This window comes from Nonomuraea basaltis, from assembly GCF_005893125.1.
Classification (GTDB): domain Bacteria; phylum Actinomycetota; class Actinomycetes; order Streptosporangiales; family Streptosporangiaceae; genus Nonomuraea; species Nonomuraea basaltis.
Map to the genome: position 1 here is coordinate 1 of NZ_VCJS01000136.1, position 16,713 is coordinate 16,713.

General features: G+C 68.6%; 23 protein-coding genes. 19 read left to right on the forward strand and 4 right to left on the reverse strand.

What is annotated here, in order from left to right; all coding sequences use genetic code 11:
* The 8 genes from EJK15_RS71400 to EJK15_RS43900 all read left to right on the forward strand — a co-directional run.
* Positions 1–210: hypothetical protein (locus tag EJK15_RS71400; protein ID WP_171074883.1), on the forward strand; the 210-nt coding region annotated here is incomplete at its 5' end.
* Entirely contained in the window at positions 207–467 is a 261-nt protein-coding gene (locus EJK15_RS43875; RefSeq protein WP_138716392.1) for a hypothetical protein, read from the forward strand. The genes EJK15_RS71400 and EJK15_RS43875, both read left to right, overlap by 4 nt.
* Before the next feature lie 7 nt (positions 468–474).
* Complete coding sequence (locus EJK15_RS43880; protein WP_138716393.1) at positions 475–996, forward strand: 6-pyruvoyl trahydropterin synthase family protein; 522 nt, start codon at positions 475–477, stop codon at positions 994–996.
* Entirely contained in the window at positions 993–1,592 is a 600-nt protein-coding gene (locus EJK15_RS43885; RefSeq protein ID WP_138716394.1) for a helix-turn-helix domain-containing protein, read from the forward strand. The genes EJK15_RS43880 and EJK15_RS43885 overlap by 4 nt, the downstream gene beginning before the upstream one ends.
* Before the next feature lie 13 nt (positions 1,593–1,605).
* The gene (locus tag EJK15_RS71405) at positions 1,606–1,758 is read left to right on the forward strand and encodes a hypothetical protein (protein WP_171074884.1); all 153 of its coding nucleotides are present in this window, start codon (positions 1,606–1,608) and stop codon (positions 1,756–1,758) included.
* Positions 1,755–2,105 carry a hypothetical protein gene (locus EJK15_RS43890; RefSeq protein WP_138716395.1) on the forward strand — a complete coding sequence of 117 codons (351 nt, stop codon included), beginning with the start codon at positions 1,755–1,757 and terminating at the stop codon, positions 2,103–2,105. Before EJK15_RS71405 ends, EJK15_RS43890 begins: the two co-directional genes overlap by 4 nt.
* Positions 2,102–2,644: a hypothetical protein gene (locus tag EJK15_RS43895; RefSeq protein ID WP_138716396.1), complete on the forward strand. Its 543-nt coding sequence runs from the start codon at positions 2,102–2,104 to the stop codon at positions 2,642–2,644. The genes EJK15_RS43890 and EJK15_RS43895 overlap by 4 nt, the downstream gene beginning before the upstream one ends.
* Entirely contained in the window at positions 2,641–2,910 is a 270-nt protein-coding gene (locus EJK15_RS43900; protein WP_138716397.1) for a hypothetical protein, read from the forward strand. Before EJK15_RS43895 ends, EJK15_RS43900 begins: the two co-directional genes overlap by 4 nt.
* Before the next feature lie 181 nt (positions 2,911–3,091).
* Here the strand turns inward: EJK15_RS43900 and EJK15_RS43905 are convergent, their stop codons facing one another.
* From EJK15_RS43905 to EJK15_RS43915, 3 genes are all read right to left on the reverse strand, one after another.
* Positions 3,092–3,475: a hypothetical protein gene (locus EJK15_RS43905; RefSeq protein WP_138716398.1), complete on the reverse strand. Its 384-nt coding sequence runs from the start codon at positions 3,473–3,475 to the stop codon at positions 3,092–3,094.
* Positions 3,476–3,583: 108 nt separating this feature from the next.
* Positions 3,584–3,925: a DUF3846 domain-containing protein gene (locus EJK15_RS43910; protein ID WP_138716399.1), complete on the reverse strand. Its 342-nt coding sequence runs from the start codon at positions 3,923–3,925 to the stop codon at positions 3,584–3,586.
* A gap of 64 nt (positions 3,926–3,989) precedes the next feature.
* The gene (locus tag EJK15_RS43915) at positions 3,990–4,538 is read right to left on the reverse strand and encodes a hypothetical protein (RefSeq protein ID WP_138716400.1); all 549 of its coding nucleotides are present in this window, start codon (positions 4,536–4,538) and stop codon (positions 3,990–3,992) included.
* 198 nt (positions 4,539–4,736) lie between these two features.
* Between EJK15_RS43915 and EJK15_RS43920 the strand changes: the two genes are divergently transcribed.
* The 6 genes from EJK15_RS43920 to EJK15_RS43940 all read left to right on the forward strand — a co-directional run bounded on the left by EJK15_RS43920 (position 4,737) and on the right by EJK15_RS43940 (position 8,855).
* Complete coding sequence (locus EJK15_RS43920) at positions 4,737–5,621, forward strand: hypothetical protein (RefSeq protein WP_138716401.1); 885 nt, start codon at positions 4,737–4,739, stop codon at positions 5,619–5,621.
* A gap of 78 nt (positions 5,622–5,699) precedes the next feature.
* On the forward strand, positions 5,700–5,855 hold the full coding sequence (locus tag EJK15_RS71410; protein ID WP_171074885.1) for a hypothetical protein: 156 nt from the start codon (positions 5,700–5,702) through the stop codon (positions 5,853–5,855).
* Positions 5,856–5,921: 66 nt separating this feature from the next.
* The gene (locus tag EJK15_RS43925) at positions 5,922–6,587 is read left to right on the forward strand and encodes a hypothetical protein (RefSeq protein WP_138716402.1); all 666 of its coding nucleotides are present in this window, start codon (positions 5,922–5,924) and stop codon (positions 6,585–6,587) included.
* Between the two features lie 57 nt (positions 6,588–6,644).
* Positions 6,645–6,947 (forward strand): hypothetical protein, encoded by a 303-nt coding sequence (locus EJK15_RS43930; RefSeq protein WP_138716403.1) that lies wholly within the window; start codon positions 6,645–6,647, stop codon positions 6,945–6,947.
* A gap of 65 nt (positions 6,948–7,012) precedes the next feature.
* The gene (locus tag EJK15_RS43935) at positions 7,013–7,897 is read left to right on the forward strand and encodes a hypothetical protein (RefSeq protein ID WP_138716404.1); all 885 of its coding nucleotides are present in this window, start codon (positions 7,013–7,015) and stop codon (positions 7,895–7,897) included.
* A 145-nt stretch (positions 7,898–8,042) separates the two neighbouring features.
* Entirely contained in the window at positions 8,043–8,855 is an 813-nt protein-coding gene (locus EJK15_RS43940; RefSeq protein ID WP_138716405.1) for a peptidoglycan recognition protein family protein, read from the forward strand.
* An 89-nt stretch (positions 8,856–8,944) separates the two neighbouring features.
* On the opposite strand, the gene EJK15_RS43945 is transcribed toward EJK15_RS43940, so the two are convergent.
* A complete protein-coding gene (locus EJK15_RS43945; protein ID WP_138716406.1) occupies positions 8,945–9,463 on the reverse strand; it encodes a hypothetical protein in 519 nt (172 codons plus the stop codon).
* A gap of 469 nt (positions 9,464–9,932) precedes the next feature.
* On the opposite strand from EJK15_RS43945, the gene EJK15_RS43950 reads away from it, so the two are divergent.
* The 5 genes from EJK15_RS43950 to EJK15_RS43970 all read left to right on the forward strand — a co-directional run bounded on the left by EJK15_RS43950 (position 9,933) and on the right by EJK15_RS43970 (position 16,672).
* Positions 9,933–11,261 carry a purine-cytosine permease family protein gene (locus tag EJK15_RS43950; protein WP_138716407.1) on the forward strand — a complete coding sequence of 443 codons (1,329 nt, stop codon included), beginning with the start codon at positions 9,933–9,935 and terminating at the stop codon, positions 11,259–11,261.
* A gap of 75 nt (positions 11,262–11,336) precedes the next feature.
* The gene (locus tag EJK15_RS43955) at positions 11,337–12,923 is read left to right on the forward strand and encodes a hydantoinase/oxoprolinase family protein (protein ID WP_138716408.1); all 1,587 of its coding nucleotides are present in this window, start codon (positions 11,337–11,339) and stop codon (positions 12,921–12,923) included.
* Entirely contained in the window at positions 12,908–14,014 is a 1,107-nt protein-coding gene (locus EJK15_RS43960; protein WP_138716409.1) for a DUF917 domain-containing protein, read from the forward strand. The genes EJK15_RS43955 and EJK15_RS43960 overlap by 16 nt, the downstream gene beginning before the upstream one ends.
* 4 nt (positions 14,015–14,018) lie before the next feature.
* Positions 14,019–15,098: a DUF917 domain-containing protein gene (locus EJK15_RS43965; RefSeq protein WP_138716410.1), complete on the forward strand. Its 1,080-nt coding sequence runs from the start codon at positions 14,019–14,021 to the stop codon at positions 15,096–15,098.
* Positions 15,095–16,672 carry a PucR family transcriptional regulator gene (locus tag EJK15_RS43970; protein ID WP_138716411.1) on the forward strand — a complete coding sequence of 526 codons (1,578 nt, stop codon included), beginning with the start codon at positions 15,095–15,097 and terminating at the stop codon, positions 16,670–16,672. The genes EJK15_RS43965 and EJK15_RS43970 overlap by 4 nt, the downstream gene beginning before the upstream one ends.
* Positions 16,673–16,713: the final 41 nt, after the last annotated feature.

The following is a 16,713-nucleotide window of genomic DNA, read 5'->3' on the forward strand; positions in this document are numbered from 1 at the left end:
GCCCCGCGGACCACCCCGCCCGTGCTCGCCGACGCCGGCACACCCATCTACGACCAGCTCCTCACCGAGCACCCATGCGTGTCCGACCGGGCACCCTGGACCGCAGCCGCGTACACCGACGAGGCCAGCACAGACACCGTCGTGATCCCGCGCATCCCCGCGCCGAACCCATGGTTCACCCCGCGGCACCCGGCAGGAGCGGCCGCGTGAACGCCCCCGACCTGGATGGCGAGGACATCGCGATCCTCTCCGGCTGCTGGGCGTTCATCGGCACCCTTATCCGAAACCTCACCATCGCCGCCCTGCTCATCGCCTCCGTGGCCACCTCCGGCGTCCTGTCCGGCGTGCTGTGGTCCGCCACCGCCGCCTTCATCGCCTTCTCCGCGATCCGCGCAGCCGGCCACTCCTACCGCGCCCGCCGCCCTCGGTCGGCGCCCACCCGCACCACCATCAAGACCAGCCGATAGGACGCCCGTGTTCGCCGCTCAGCTCACCCACATCTTCGACGCCGCCCACCGGCTCCCCATCCTGCCCAGCAAGGACGCCAGCCTGCACGGCCACACCTGGCGCGTAACCATCAGCATCGCCGCCGCCACCCTGAACAACGGCGTGCTCGTCGAATTCGGCAGCTTCAAGGGCCTGATGCGCGACTGGATCGACACTCACCTCGACCACGCCGCGCTGCTCGGCACTGCCGACCCCCTCCTGCCGGCCCTGCGCGCCGAGGGCTGTCGCGTCTTCGTCTTCGACGCCGACGCCGGCCACGCGAGCTCCTGGCCGACCGTCGAAACCGTCACCGCCCTCATCGCCCACCACGCCGACCAGTCAGTGGCTGTTCAACCTGCCCACCCCGCGCCCGGACGCGCACATCACCCGCGTGGGCGTCTCGGCGACGCCTACCAGCACCGCCACGTCGCTCAACCCCACCCGCGCCACCTGGACGCCCGCATGACCGATCGACGCCCGCACATCACCCCCACCAGGAGTACGACGTGACCCACGCACGCCGCGGGCCCGGCCGCCCGACCAAACTCACCGCCGACATGCAAGGCCGTCTCATTGCCCTGCTCGGCAACGGCTACTCAGCAGCAGAGGCAGCCCGCGAGGTCAACATCTCCCCGTCCACCGTCTACCACTGGCGCCGCCACCACCCGGCCTTCAGCTCCGCTGTGGACCGGGCCCGCCTCGAACCTCCGCCCCTGCCCGCACCCCAGCCGCGGCCCGCGCGCATCGCCGCGCCACCAGCCGGACCCACGCCCGGGATGATCCGCGAGATCATCCGGCAGCACCCAGACGGCGTGATCGAGATCGAACGCCACTACGCCGACACCGCCCCAACCGGAGCACCGGCCGGGCCTCAAGCAGCCCTCTCAGCCGAGCCGCTCGGCCACGCCAACGACCATCAGGAGATCCTCGCCAGCCTTCAACGCATCTACCCGCGCAGCGTCGCCAGGGTGCAGCTCGATCACCTCACCGGCAGCCAGGACCGGACTCTCCAGACCCTGCGGGCGCTGGAAGCGCTCCACCTCGTAGAGCGGCAGATCCACGGAAACCGCACCAGATGGCGCGCCACCGCGTGCCCGAGCCACTGACGGGAGTTCACCAGTGACCTACCTCGACCGGCCTCAGCCGATTGACGAGATCCGCCTGGAGGCGCTCAAGCTCGCCGCCGAGTACGTCGGTTCCCACGAGCGCACCGCCGAAGGCATCGTGGCCGGCGCCCGCGTCTTCGAGACCTACATCCTGGAGGGCAAGTGACCGGCACTCGCGGCCGCCCCACGCCCGTGACCGCCCTCGCCGGCCCGGCCGCGAAGGCGGTCCCTACCATCGACCGGATCACGATCGCCATAGCCCTGTCGGATGGCACTACCGCCACCATAGACATCCCCCAGCCAGTCAACGCCGGCCTCGATTACCAAGATGAATCCGGCCCGTGCCTCCGTCACAGCAACCTCGTGGCCTACTACACCGGCTACTGCCCCGACTGCGATGGCGGGAAGTCCCTCACCCTCGCCGTGGAGCTCAACCCCTGGCGCGACGACCACGGACCGGCCTACACCGTCACCACCCAGCAGGCACCTGCACCCGAACGAGGCAGCCCATGACCATCGACGACGAATCCAAGCATGCCGGCGGCCGCCGCACGAAGCTCACTCCCGAGCTCCAGGAACGGCTCTGCCAGCACATCCGCGAAGGGCTCTACCTGACCACCGCCTGCGACCTGGCCCGGGTCGGCGAGTCCACCGTCTACCGGTGGCTCGCCGACGCCACCAAGCCGGACGCCCCCCAGGAGCTGCTCGACTTCGCCGAGGCGATCGAGCACGCCCGCGCCGAGGCCGAGCACACCGCCGTGGAGGTCATCTTCAAGGACTTCAGAGGCGGAGTGCTGATCAAGCGGTCAGAGCGGCCGGACGGCAGCGTAGAGGAGCAGTGGACCCCGCCGAACGGCAAGCTCGCCCTGGAGTACCTCGCCCGCACCCGCCGCGACCGCTACCAGCCCGTCAAGGCCCTGGAGATCACCGGCAAGGACGGCGGCCCCGTCGCCATGTCTCACGGCGTGGACCTCACCGGCCTGGCCGACCGCGTCGCCCAGGCCGCCCGCGACGCCCAAGCCGGCGACGACGGGGGAGAGGCCGCCCCATGACCGACGCCCCAACCGTCACACGCGCCCTCCGGCACGCTGCCACCGTCACCGAACGCCCTGGCGTGGCCGTCGCCTACCAGGCGCTGGAAGACGCGCTCCGCCGTGAGATCGCCGAACGCATCCTGCGTCAGCGCCAGCCGTGCCCCGACCACCCGGAGGCCGGCCGCCCCTCCTGCTCGGCGTGCGGCGAGAACCACGCCTACAGCCGCGCCGCGCGCATGGCGCTTGGCATCCACCGGGAGCTGCCTGCGGGGGCCAGCTCCTGACCTCGCAGGCGCGGCGGCCGCGCCCTCGAGGTGCGTTGCTCTGCAACGCGGAGCGGCCCGCCAGCGTCAACGCTGGCGGGCCGTTCGATATCTCGGGGGCGGCGCTCTGCGAGGGAAACTCCAGCGCCCCAGCTACGAGGCGGATGGCTGGCTATCCGATCCCGCCGCGCCGCTCCCCACGTCAGGCGGGGATCGCGGGCTGCAACGGCCGAGTCGGCAGCAGCCGGACCGGGACCGGCTCGGCGGGACCGTGGAACCACAACTGCGAAATCTGGGCTGTCCGGTCGGCCGGTTCGCCGTGCGCGACCACCACGTCAAGCAACCAGTTGCCCTCAAGGTGGCGGGCGATCACGTCGAAGTACGCGCGGGCCAGTTCGGGGCGCGGCTCGCTGGTCCACACGAACACCTTGATGGTCTGGTTCTCCTCGTCCATCTCGGTGATGCGGCGCGGGTCGAGGTCGCCCAGCGCGAGCGGGGGGAAGCGATGCATCACCGGCTGGGGGATCTCGCCGCGCCGCTGGGCGTCGAACAGGATGCGGATCAGGTCGGAGCGGGTCAGCTTCACGAGGGGTTTCCTTCCGGTAGGTGGGCCCGGCCGCCGCTCGGACGGGCGGAGAGTGGTTCAGCGGGGGAGAGAGCAGGGGGCCGCCGCGCGGGCGGGCCCCCGCAGGGGTCAGGAGAGGCCGAGCAGGTAGGGGGCGAGGTGGCGGAGCTGGTCGGCGGTCAGGTCGTGGCTGCGGCCCTGCTCGTCGATGCCGCACACCAGGACCGGCCCGTACCACGGGATCCACAGGCCGCCGAGGCGGACGGACAGCTTGGTCGCGGGCATGTTGACCTCGCGGCCCAGGCCCTGCCCGCACGAGTCGATCCACATGCCGACGCCCGGGGCGAGCTGGTGGCGCTCGGCGGAGAAGCAGTTGAGCAGGTCCAGCGTCAGGGGCACGGTGCAGGCGTTGGCGGGCAGGTTGATGCAGCGCATCTGCTGGTTGGGCAGCAGCAGGATCGAGGCGCTCATAGGGGTGGTACTTCCTTCCGGGGAGAGGGCCCGCCCGCCGCTCGGGCGGGCCTTGGAGGGATGATCAGGCAGCGAAGATGGCGTTGATCACGGCCAACTCCCCGTACCGCTCGGCGAACCGCTCGTTCGCCTTGTCCTGCACCCGCTTCTTGGCGGGCGTCTCCGGCGCGTACACCGGGTTGAGCACGATCACGAGCGCCGGGTCGCGGCCCTCCTCGTGCGACTCCTCCACAAGGTGCGCGTTCTCGAACCTGTCCCAGGTGGCGAGCTGCACGCGCTGCTCGTGGGTCAGGCTCACCAGGTAGGACCGGCAGAGTTCCCGAGCCTCCACGAAGTAGGTCTCCACCAGCGTGAAGTCCGGCTCCACGGCGGTGATGCGGCCCATCTGGGCGAGCGCGCCCACGACGTTGTCGCGGATCTGGGTCCACGCGGTGTGGTCGCCCTTGTACCGGTCGGCGATCTGCCGCGCCAGCGCCAGCGAGCCCGTCATCCTGTCGTGCGCCTCCCGCAGGTGGGCGGGGGTGAGGTCGTAGTACGTGGTCAGCATCGTGATCGCCAGCCGCATGAGCCAGTTGAGGTGGATCTGGTGGGAGGACTCGCGGGTCTTGCTCATCTGGGGGTGTTTCCTTCCGGTTGGGGGAGCGCCGCTCGCTCCCTGTCGACACCCCAAACATTAGCAGTTATCTTTAATGGTGTCTAGATCGGCAATTCCCTCCGTCCGTGTAGACATCATTAAAGAAGACTGCTAAGATTTTAACTATTCGGCGGGAGCGAGCGGCGCTCCCGCAGGAAACACACCGGAAGGAAACGCATGCGTTTCGTCTCTCTGACCTGCGTGTTCGCGGCCCTGGTCGCGCTCGCGGTCGGCTGCCTCTTCGCTCTCCCCGCCGCCGCTTACGCGGCCCTGGTGGAGACCGGGCAGATCACCAGCCCCGCCCCCGGCACCGCCCTCACCACGGGCAAGCCGGTCACGGTCAAGGCGGTCGTCACCGACGCCTGCAAGGCCACGCTGACCCTGCGCACCCCCGCAGGTGACAAGACGAACCTCGTCACCGAGACCGGCAACGCGACCTGCCTCGGCGACATCTCCCTCACCGGGACCTTCACCCCGGACGCGCCCGGCGACTACACCCTCACGCTCATCGGCAGCGTCCCCCTCAGCGAGGCCAGCCTCAAGGCCACCGCCGCCCCCAGCCCGACCCCGACCGTCACCGTGACGGAGACGACCACCCCTACGGCCACGCCGACGACCACCGCCAGCCAGGTCAACAGCACCGCGTCTCCCTCGGTCACGGTGACCACCACGCTCAAGCCGAAGACCAGCGCCACCCCTAAGCCGTCCACCACGGCCAAGAGCCGCCCGACCGCCACCACCACGGTCACCGCTCCCGCCGCCCCGGACACCACCGGCCAGCAGCCCACCGTGATCAACGTCGTCCCCGCCATCCCGACCGCCGCCCCCAGCGGCACCGACACGAACGACCTCCCGTTCCCGCCCGCCGCCCCGGTCACCACCGTGACCGCCCAGCCTGACTACGCGGCGCACGCCTACCAGAACATGGCCGCCAACAGCGGAAACGGCAGCCTCTGGGACGCGGTCCTCCCCGTCGTCACCATCATGGCCATCCTCGCCGGGATCGCCGCCGCCGCCTGGATCGGCTTCAAGACCTTCCGCAAGCGCGGACGCCACCACTGAGCCCAGGCATAACCCCGCCTGCCCCGGTACCATCCCCGCCGGGGCAGGCACCACCCCCTGAGCCCAGTGGAGAACCCCGTGCGCACCATCACCCGCCTCATCGCGGACCTGATCTTCCCCCCGCGCTGCGACGACGAGCCCGCCCAGCCGCGCACCTACTGCCGCACCTGCGACGCCGACGCCGTCCGCTACGCCCCCGGCTTCGGCTGGGTCTGCGCCAACACCGGCCACTAGGAGCCCCGATCACCACGGGCCCGTACGAGCGGCGTACGGGCCCTTCTCCACACCAGAAAGAACACCGTGCACATCACCAACGACCCAACCAACAGCGACCGAGCCGAAAGCGGAATCGTCGCCATCAACGCCTACGTCAACGACGCCTACATGGCAGACAACCGCGACCTCAGCCGCGACGACGACCTCGACCAGGCCGCCCGCGACGCGATCGGCGACATCCTCCACCGACTCGAACGCGCCCGCGTTCACCCCGGTGTCATCCTCAAGCAGGCGTACGACCGCTACCAGGAGGAAGCCCTCGCCGACGACCCCGGCGACCGGCCGACCGTCGCCTACGCGTTCCCCTGCGGGTACTGCGGAGCCGAACGCGGCCGACCCTGCCACTGGGCGTGTGAGTCGTGGGGGGTGTCCGGTCAGAACCGCCACACCGAGCCCGAGCAGCTCGACGACGAGCCCGACGAGGTTCCCGCAGGACAGCCCGTAGAGCGCTGCTACGAGTTCGGACTGTCCATCAGCTCCACCGCTGAGGTGTACGCCACCGACGCCGACACCGCGCACCAGCAGCTCGACGCCCTCAACGGCACCACGGTCACCCTCTCGCGGCAGGACGGCATCGTCCGGCTCACATGCCAGGTCATCAGCCGGGACCGCGAAATCCTCAAGGTCACCCCGCCAGACCCCGACCTCAAGCCCGCCACCGAGACCACCATCACCAAGATCCCCCTCTGACCCGTCCGGCCGGAGTCGCGCCCGCACGGGTGCGGCTCCCACCACCAGGAACCACCCGTGAGCAACAACCCCTTGACCGTCTTCCGGCTCGACGTCATGACGTTCATCGTCGGCGAGGTGACCGCCCGCACCCGGCGCGAGGCCCGCGCCAAATTACGCGACGTCGTCGAAAGCCTCGACCTGGCCAGCGACGACCCCGACGTCACCCTCGACGGGCTCAGCATCGACGGCGACATCGACGTCATCGACGAGACCCCCATCGCCGCCCCCGACGCCCCGGCGGCCGGCCACGACGCCGACCCGGGCGCGGCCGGCCCGCGCCTGTACGACGGGCTCGACATCTTCCTGCCCCAACCCTGACCCCAACCGGCGGGCCCGTACGAGCGGCGTGCGGCCCGCCTGCACCACCGGAAGGAACCACCCTCGTGATTCAGCCACACACGTTCTTCGCGTCCGACGAGCTCGACGTGCTCGTCCACGTGGCCGCCGCGTTCGCCGCAGGCCACGACCCCGAAGACGTCACCGACCGGCAACGCGAACTCGCCGAGCTCGCCTGCCGCATGTTCCTCGACCCGGGCGACGACGACTACCAGCTCCCGCCCGCCACCGACCCGAACCTGTCCCGCGTCATTGTCACCCTGGAGACGTGGGCGCGCGTGTCCCGGACCGTCACCGTCGCCGTGGACGTCCCCCACAACATCGCCAACGACGCCGACGCGATCAGCGACCACCTCAACGACGGCGGCGTCTACTGGCTGGAGCTCGCCGAGCACTACAGCGACGACGACCTCGAAGTGACCGCCGTCCGCCTCGGTGTCGAGCCCAACGCGCCCGTCCTGCACAGCTACGCCCTCGATGTCGAACTGGATGCCGTGGCCCGGCTCGACGCGCACACCCTGGAGGATGCCAAGCGGATCCTCGCCGAAGCGCTCCAGTGCGTCCCGGTCGGCGCGGTCGGCGCGATCCGCATCACCGAGGCCACCATGAACCAACCGCCGCGCGTGTTCGAGATCGACGGCCAGGAGACGGAGCCCAGCCCGCGCACGTACACCGTGACCGGGCTGCTCGACCTCGACATGTCGCCATCCCCGCTGTACGTCGCCGGAGTCGTCGAAGGCGAACGCCAGACGTTCGACAGCGACTCCAACAGCGGCGACTTCGGCGAATACCAGCGCTACGCCGTCACCGTCTATGCGTACGACGCCGACGAGGCAGCCGCATCCGCCGAGAGCCTGGTCCTCGACGAGGCAGCCGACGAAGACGACGAAGGCGACGAGGAGACCTGCGAGGGCCTGCCGCAGGCCGCATAACCACCCCGGCCCGAGCGCCGACCGCCCAGCGCGGTCGGCGCTCGCCGCGCTTCGGGACCAGACGCTAACCCGCCCCGCCCGACACGCTCCCCGTCTCAACCGCCAGGACCTCGAGGGCCTGGACCGCGAACGAGGGGGCACACCCGTGCAAACCACCATCTCGCCGAACAAGCACGCCGGCCGCGTCGCGCCCATCCGCGTGATCGTGGTGCACACCATGGAGACGGGCGAGTCCGGCAACGTCGCCGAGAACGTCGCCCAGTACTTCGCCAGGAAGGCGACCCAGGCGTCAGCGCACCTGTGCGTGGACAACAACAGCGTCGTCCAGACCGTGCTGCCCGGCGACACCGCATGGGCCGCCCCCGGCTGCAACTCGGATGGGCTCCAGATCGAGCTCGCCGGGCGCGCCGGCCAGACGAAGTCCCAGTGGGCCGACGACTACAGCAAGGACCTGCTCGACCTGGCCGCCCGCCAGGTCGCCGGCTGGTGCAAGAAGTACAGCATCCCCGCCAAACGGCTCACCCGCGCCCAGCTCCGCGCCGGCCACAAGGGCATCGTCGGCCACGCCGATGTGAGCGCCGTCTACAAGCGGTCGGATCACTGGGACCCGGGCCCTGACTTCGCCTGGGACGACTTCATCTCCAAGGTCCGCCACTACCTCAACGGCGGCCCTACCGCGCAGCCGTCCAAGCCGTCCACGAGCAAGCCGTCCATGGCCAAGCCCGGCGACTGGCCCGCCTTCCCCGGCCGCCTCCTGGCCTACCGGCCCGGTGAGCCGCTCATGAGCGGCGCCGACGTCACCACCTGGCAGTACCGGCTCAAACAGCTCCGCTACACGATCACCGTGGACGGCCGGTACGGGCCCATGACCTCCGCCGCCACCAAAGTCTTCCAACGCGCCGAGGGCCTTGCCATGGACGGCGTCGTCGGCCCGAACACCTGGCGCGCCGCAGCCTAACTCACCGAACGGATCCTCCAATGAAGGGACATGCCCAGACCAGGTGAGCGTGACGCATCACCGGATTGGCTGCGTCATACTCCGGACGGCTATCCCGTCTTGGAGAGAGGCCGCTGAGCCGACTGTGGGCCGCGGCCCTGGGTCACCAAGCCGCTGATGGTTGCCACACCCTGTGTAGCAGCCTGCTGTCCGAGCTTCCGGGCGACGGCCATGATCTGTGCAGCGCGTGCGCGGGCCCACATGCGCGCGATGGAAGGCGCGTTGGTGTCGTCAGCCTGCCGCCGCAGCCGGCTGACCTCTTCCTTAATGGCGGTGAGGAAGCTCGCCGGGTCTGCGGCGCGCTTGGCATGAGAGACCTGAGAGATAGTGAGGCCAAGCGCCTTGGCAATGTTCTTGAGCCTGTATCGGCGGTCGCCGTTGCTGTCGCGTAGGTTGTAGAGCCGCTCGATCTCCTGACTGGCAAGAAGGTCGAGGAGCCGGGCCTCCGCTAGACGGTTTTGCCGGCGGCGTTCGATCGCTTGGTAGTAGCCGTAGGGATTGTCCGGCTGTGAAACTGCTTCAACAAGCAGTTCTGGGAAGAGCTGGGTTCTGACGTCACTGGGGATCATCGCGCCTCTCGATGTGCTGGCTTGCTGGATGTGGCGCCGTTGGGGAAGGCGGGGACGACGGCGGTGCGCCTGGTCACTATGGCCCGGTGAGCTTTTGATCGAAATAGGCGTTCTGCATAGTTTCCCAGGGCTTGATGTGCGCTCCGTCCTGCCCCGAAGCTGGCGTGAAGCGCTCGTGGGCCCGCTGACAGCGCTCGATAGAACCGCTGCCAGGCAACAGGCTGGTGAGAAGGATCCCAGGCATGTCTGGCTTTTCTGTTCTCCTCCTGGGCGGCTGCTTTCTCGAACGCTGCGTGGTGCCATCGTCAAAGGCTGGCAATAGACGAACCGGCCCACATATTTGAGCGCTCAACATTATGTGCAGTAAGCCTGATCTTATCCACGGAGATGGGCGGATCGCCCCTTCCATCGAACGCATGTGCGTCCTACCGTCTCCTCCACGCACTGAATCGAAGGGATAGATCCGCCTATGACCTCGACAGCGTCGCCGCCCAGCGCGGCCGACGAAGGATTAGCTCGCGAGGACTACGCCCTTGAGCGCGTACCTGTCAGCGCCCGCTACGGCTGGATGACCGTGGCCATTCAGCGCTTCGGCCTCCTCAGCGCTTTGTCCCAGTTCCTCCTAGGCGCAACCCTCGGCATGGGCATGACGTTCTGGCAGGCCGTCCTGGCCGTGACCCTCGGCGCCGTCATCCTGGAGATCGTCGCGATCGCGATCGGCATAGCCGGCATGCGGGAAGGACTGTCCACCACCGTCCTGGCCCGCTGGAGCGGGTTCGGCCGCCACGGGTCCGGGCTGGTCGGCATCGTCATCGCCGTATGCCTGCTCGGCTGGTTCGGCGTCCAATCCGCAGTACTCGGCCAAGGCATGGCCTCCCTCCTCGGAGGACCGCCCTGGGTGTGGGCAATCATCGGCGGGCTGGCAATCACTGCCATCGTGGTCCCGGGATTCCTGGGGATGGCCTGGACCGCGTGGATCACCGTTCCGGCGTTCCTGGCGCTGGCTGGCTGGGCCGTCGTGGTCGAACTCAGCAAGCAGCCCCTCGGCGAACTGATCACCTCGGCTCCGCCCGGTCCTGCGCTGAGCCTGGCGCAGGGCGCCACCCTGGTCGCCGGCGGGTTCATCGTGGGCGCCGTGATCAGCCCCGACATGTGCCGCTTCAACAAGTCCGCGGCTGACGTCGTGAAGCAGACCGTCATCGGCATCACCCTGGGCGAGTACGTGCTCGCACTCGTCGGCGTGCTCCTGGCGCATGCGCTGCGGACCGGCGACGTGGTAGCCATCGTCACCACGACCTCTGGCATCGTCGGCACCATCGTGCTCGTCGCAGCCACAATCAAAACCAACGACTGGAACCTCTACGCCGCCTCGCTCGGCGTCACGAGCGCGCTGCACACCGCGTTCGCCATCAAGGCCAGCCGCGCCGCTGTCACGATCGTCCTGGGTGTCCTCGGCACAACGCTGGCCGCCCTGGGCATCGCCGACCACCTGGTGGACTTCCTCATCCTGCTCGGGGTCGCCATCCCGCCAATCGCCGGAATCATGGTGGCCGAGTACTACGTGGTGCGCACCTGGCGTCCTGTCCTGGACGAGTCGCGGAACTCCGGCGCCCTACCAGCATCCGCTCCTGGATGGGTCCCGGCCGCACTGATGATCTGGTTGGTATCCGCAGCAGTCGGCAATTACGTCACCTGGGGAATTCCCGCGCTGAACGCCCTGATAGCAGCTTTCGTCCTGTATGCGATCGCGGGCAAGTTCGGCTTAACTGGATCCACCAAAGGCTCTATCTCTGTCTAAGGCGCGCTGCCGCGGTCGAGCCGTACGGCTGGATCGCGGCAGTCTGCTGCTCACCTTCCCCTAAACGGAGCTTCCTTGCGTATTGGGATTGACGTCGGCGGCACCCATACCGACGCGGTCTTGATGGACGGGACCACAGTCCTGGCCTCCATCAAGACCGCCACCACACTTGACGTGACCGGTGGCATCGTCGCCGCTCTGGAGCAGTTACTCACCGAATCCGGTGTGGACCGCTCAACCATTCACGGCGTCATGATCGGCACCACCCACTTCACCAACGCTCTAGTGACCGGCCGCGGCCTGGCCAGGACAGCGGTGGTACGGCTGGCACTGCCCGCCACGGCCGCACTACCACCGATGGTGGACTGGCCCGAGCGGCTGGTGGGAGCGCTTCAGCCGAGCATCCACCTGTGCCATGGCGGGCACGAGTTCGACGGCCGCCCCATCGCCCCGCTGAACCCTGACGAGCTCAAGCGCGTCGCCCAGGAGTTGGAGGCGAAAGAGATCGGCACGGTCGCCATCTCCTCGGTGTTCTCGCCAGTCAACGCCGAACTGGAGGAAGCCGCAGCCGACATCCTCCTGGCCGAGCTGCCCCACCTGCACATCAGCCTCTCCCATCAGATCGGCAGGATCGGACTGCTGGAACGGGAGAACGCCACCATCGTCAACGCGTGCCTGCGCAACCTGGCCGACGACATCGTGGAGGCATTCACCGCCGCACTACACACGGTTGGGGTGACGGCGCCGCTATATCTTTCACAGAACGACGGCACTCTCATGGACGCCGAGTTCACCCGCCGCTACCCGATTCGGACGTTCGCGTCCGGACCGACCAACAGCATGCGGGGCGCCGCGTTCCTCGCCGACCAGCTCGACTGCGCCGTCGTAGACATCGGAGGCACAACCACCGACGTGGGCGTGCTGGCCGGCGGCTACCCGCGGCAGGCGAGCGGCGAGGTGGAATTCGGCGGTGTCCGGGTGAACTTCCGCATGCCCGACGTGCTGTCATTCGGACTTGGGGGCGGTAGCCGCGTCACCCGCACCCCCGTGGTCGAGGTCGGCCCGGATTCGGTCGGCTATCAGCTCACCAGCGACGCCCTGGTGTTCGGCGGACAGATCCTGACCGCGTCGGACCTCGCAGTCGCCGCAGGTCTGGCCGACATCGGCGACGCATCCCTGGTACGGCACCTGGACCGCAACCTCGTCAACCGCGGCATCGAGTGGATGATCCAGAAGGTTATCGATCTGGTAGACCGGATGCGGGTATCGGCAACTCCGCTGCCGGTGGTTATGGTCGGCGGCGGTAGCGTGCTCATTCCCCCCGAGTTGCCCGGCGTGCCAGCCGTGCACCGGCCCAAGCATTACGGGGTGGCCAACGCGATCGGCGCAGCGATCGGCCAGATCGGCGGCGACGTAGACCGGCTATGGGCGATCACCGCCTCCCGAACCCGTGAAGAGGTGCTCGAAGAGGCGTGCGCCGAGGCGATTGACCGGGCGATTTCCGCAGGGGCGGCCCCCGGCACAGTGGAGGTGAAAGAGGTAGATGAGGTGCACGTCGCCTACCTGCCAGGCAACGCCGTGCGAGTCCGAGTCAAAGCGGTCGGCGAACTTGACCTCACCAGCCGGCGGAACAGGGAGGAAGAGCAGTGGGCGTCGAGCTGACCCTGTCGTCCCTGCGCGACCTCTCGGAGGGCGCGGCCGTCCTGGGCACAGGCGGCGGAGGCGACCCGTACGTGGGCAGGCTGCTCGTGGAGCAGCAACTGCGAGCAGGCCGCACGATACGCGTCATCGACGTGGACGAGCTTCCCGATGACGCGCTGGTCCTGCCGTGTGCGCTCATGGGGGCGCCGACCGTGTTCTGGGAGAAATTGCCCGGCCCCGAGGGCATCACCACCGCAATGCGCACGCTGGAAGCGCATCTGGGCCGCAAGGCGGCGGCCACGATGCCGATCGAGTGCGGCGGATTCAACTCCATGATCCCGCTACTGCTGGGCGCGGAAACGGACCTGCCCGTCGTGGACGCGGACGGGATGGGGCGCGCATTCCCCGAGCTCCAAATGGAGACGTTCGCCGTCATGGGCGTGTCCGGTTCGCCGATGTCGATCGCCTCTGATCACGGCGATGCGGGCATCATCAACGCCGTGGACAACAAGCGGATGGAGCGGCTTGCTCGGGCGATGACGGTCCAAATGGGCGGGTCGGCATACATCTGCGACTACCCGATGGATGCCGCGACCGTGCGCCGTACCGCTGTCCCGAGGACGCTAACGCTGGCACGGCGGATCGGCGAGACACTCAGAATGGCGCGAGACCAGCATCACAACCCGTTCGAGGCGCTGACGGCGATGCTGGCCGACACCATCTATAGCCATGGGCTGGTGCTGTTCCGGGGCAAGGTCATCGACATTGACCGGCGAACCGTGGACGGTTTCGCCCGCGGCAAGGTTCGCCTGGCCGCGATGGAAGACCCAGACGACACGATGGAGATCAGCTTCCAGAACGAGCACCTCGTCGCCCGCCGCAATGGCGAACTGGCAGCGATCGTCCCCGACCTGATCTGCACACTGAACAGTGAGACCGGCTCTCCGGTGACGACGGAAGCGCTCTCCTTCGGTCAGCGACTGACGGTCTACGCAATCAGCACCCCGGCGATCATGCGCACACCCGAGGCGCTGGACTGCTTCGGGCCTCCGGGCTTCGGGCTGAGCGAGCTCTACATACCGGTGGAGGAACTCGCCAGCGGGCGAGCATGACCTCGTGGACATCACGGTAGATCTTGTCGATGATCTCGCCGCCGGCGCGACCCTCCTAGGCTCGGGCGGCGGCGGCGACACCGCGATGGTGGCGTTGCTGCTGCGGCATGCCCTGCGTCAGCACGGCCCCATACCGCTCATCAACGCCAGCGACCTGCCGCCGGACGCGCTGGTCGTTCCCGTCGCCGCGACCGGGTCCATCACCGTGATGATCGAGCGCCTGCCCACAGGCTCCTGCTTCGTGGACGCCGTTGCCGCCATCGGGACTCTCCTGGACACGCCGGTCACGGCAATCCACGGCTTCGAGGCAGGCGGTGCCAACGCCCTGTTCGCGTGTGCCACCGCCGCGTGGGCGGGACTCCCACTGATCGACGCCGATGGGATGGGCCGCGCGTTCCCGAGAGTCGATCAGGTCGTTTTCAACCCGGCCGGGGTCGCGGCCTCACCCGCCATGCTCGTTGACCCCAGCGGAAACGAGCTGTGCATTCGAAGCGCGCGCGACAACGCCGACGCCGAGCGCCTGTTGCGCGCCGCGCTGCCCGCGCTAGGAGGGTGGGCGGCCACCGCGATCTACCCGATGACCGCAGCCCAGGCAGCATCCTGCGGCATCACCGGATCCATCTCCGGCGCGATTGCCCTCGGGCAGGCACTGCGCGAAGGGCAACGCAGCCTACGCGCCCGCGTCGGCGTTCTCGCCCGCATGGGCGCCGATCTGCTGTTCTCCGGCGGCGTGATTGAGGTGGTGCGCCACCCGCGGCCACGTACGGGTGGCGCGCTCACTATTGAGCACGAGGGCGACCCTGCGCGGACGCTGCGAGTCGAGATGGCCGACGAGTACAGCCTGGCCATCGACGACGGTGAGATCCGCGCCCGCGTCCCTGACCTCATCTGCATCCTGGACCGCCGCACCTGGCAGCCGGTCTCCGCCGAGCAGATCGCGCCCGGCCGTCACGTCGAAGTGATCCGCATCCCCGCCCCCCAGGCGTGGCTGACGCCGGCCGCCCTGCCGCTCGTCACCCCCGAATCGTTCGGGCTCCGCGTGCTCAACGATGCCCCTACAACCCAGCAAGGCCCTGCCACATGACCATCATCACCGTCCGAGACCTTCTAAACGACCAGGCTTGCGAGGACCATCATCTGCTGGGCGGCGCTGCCGGGCTCGACCACGTCGTTCGTAACGTCGCGCTGGTCCACACCGGCACCGACCTCAGCCGCGTCCCGCCAAGCTCGGTCGCCGTCGTGGACATCAGCGATCAGAGAGGGGTTTCCTCCCAGCACCTGGTGGAGGTGTTCTGCCGCCGGCTACACGGCCGCGGCGGACGCATGCTCATGATCGTCGGGTATCTGGAGTCCATCACCCAGTCCACGATCCGGCTCGCAGACCGGTTCTCCTTGCCCGTGGTGGCCGTCCGACCCACCGCGATCCCCGGCTCCGCGCCGGCCCTGGCCGCCAGGATGCTCGGCCTCGTGCAGAACCCCGAGCTGCTGTACGCCCGCGCGGCGACCAATGCGGTGGCCAAGCTCGCGACCGCAGACACCGTAGATCGCATCCTGGCGATCGTCTCGGACACGTTGCGAGGAACATCGGCACTAGTGAACGTAGACGGGCGGGTTGCTGCGGGGGAACTGCGGTGGACAACACCAGAAGAGGCCACCCGCCACCCCAGCGTCACTGCGGAACGCTTCATCGATCACGTCCGCGCATCATGCCCGGTCCCTTGGACGGATCACCAGTTGTGGCTGGTCGCAGAGGTCGCGCACGGCGGGCCCATGTGGCAGGACGCCGCCCGCGCGACCCTTCAGACCGCAGCCCTCTCGGCGGCGGCATGGGTGGCCCGTGACCGGCTCGGCCGCGAGCGAGACCGTGCCCGCCTGTCAGCGCTTCTGGCCGAGCTGCTCCAGCTCGAGCACGCATCGTCCATCCCGGAGCATCTCGCCAGGCGCGCGGCACGGGCCGGGATTGTCCTAGATGGATGGCACGTCGGGTTCCACATCGCTGGGATGTACCAAACAGGCGACACCGCAATGTTCATGGAGCTGACACCGCAGTTGACCTCGGCGCTGACTGAGGAGGGATTCGACATCCCTCTGTTCGAGCGGGCCGATGGCTGGTCATCGTGGGTGACGACGCACCAGCGCCTTCCGCAGCAGGGGATCGACGAGGTAGCGGAGCGGCTCCGACACGCCCTGTCGTGGTACAACGCCACCTACGCCGAACACCGCGGCTACACACCGCTGGTCGCCGGGCTAGGCCAGCCGAGCACAGGGCCGAACGCGATCGCGGCTACGCTGGGACAAGCCCAGCACGCGGCCTTGGCCTCCAAAGGCGAAGCCGGAACGGTCGAGTCGATCGACGATGTCGGGCCCGCACGGTTGCTGTCCATTTGGTTCCGCGACGAGATCTTCCAGACCCTCGCACGCAACCTCCTCGCGCCGCTGCTGGCCGTCCCTGATAGTCGTGCACTGCTGACGACGTTGGACATGTACCTGGCAACCAGGTCTCCCACCGAGACGGCCAAGCAGATGCAGCTACACCGCAACACCGTGCACGCGCGGATCTCCGCCGTCGAACGGCTGCTCGGTACCTCGATCGCCTCGATGGACTGCCTCACGCTGCACCTCGCTTGCCGGACCGTCGTGATGAGCCATCGCTCCTAGTGCGACGTAGCGATATCCCTGCGCGGGCAGCCTGGTCGGCC

Excerpts from the sequence above, each read along its gene's own strand:
- EJK15_RS43895 (WP_138716396.1), top strand. The coding sequence starts at position 2,102 with ATGACCATCGACGACGAATCCAAGCATGCCGGCGGCCGCCGCACGAAG.
- EJK15_RS43900 (WP_138716397.1), top strand. The coding sequence starts at position 2,641 with ATGACCGACGCCCCAACCGTCACACGCGCCCTCCGGCACGCTGCCACC.
- EJK15_RS43910 (WP_138716399.1), bottom strand. The coding sequence starts at position 3,925 with ATGAGCGCCTCGATCCTGCTGCTGCCCAACCAGCAGATGCGCTGCATC.
- EJK15_RS43915 (WP_138716400.1), bottom strand. The coding sequence starts at position 4,538 with ATGAGCAAGACCCGCGAGTCCTCCCACCAGATCCACCTCAACTGGCTC.
- EJK15_RS43920 (WP_138716401.1), top strand. The coding sequence starts at position 4,737 with ATGCGTTTCGTCTCTCTGACCTGCGTGTTCGCGGCCCTGGTCGCGCTC.
- EJK15_RS43945 (WP_138716406.1), bottom strand. The coding sequence starts at position 9,463 with ATGATCCCCAGTGACGTCAGAACCCAGCTCTTCCCAGAACTGCTTGTT.
- EJK15_RS43950 (WP_138716407.1), top strand. The coding sequence starts at position 9,933 with ATGACCTCGACAGCGTCGCCGCCCAGCGCGGCCGACGAAGGATTAGCT.
- EJK15_RS43970 (WP_138716411.1), top strand. The coding sequence starts at position 15,095 with ATGACCATCATCACCGTCCGAGACCTTCTAAACGACCAGGCTTGCGAG.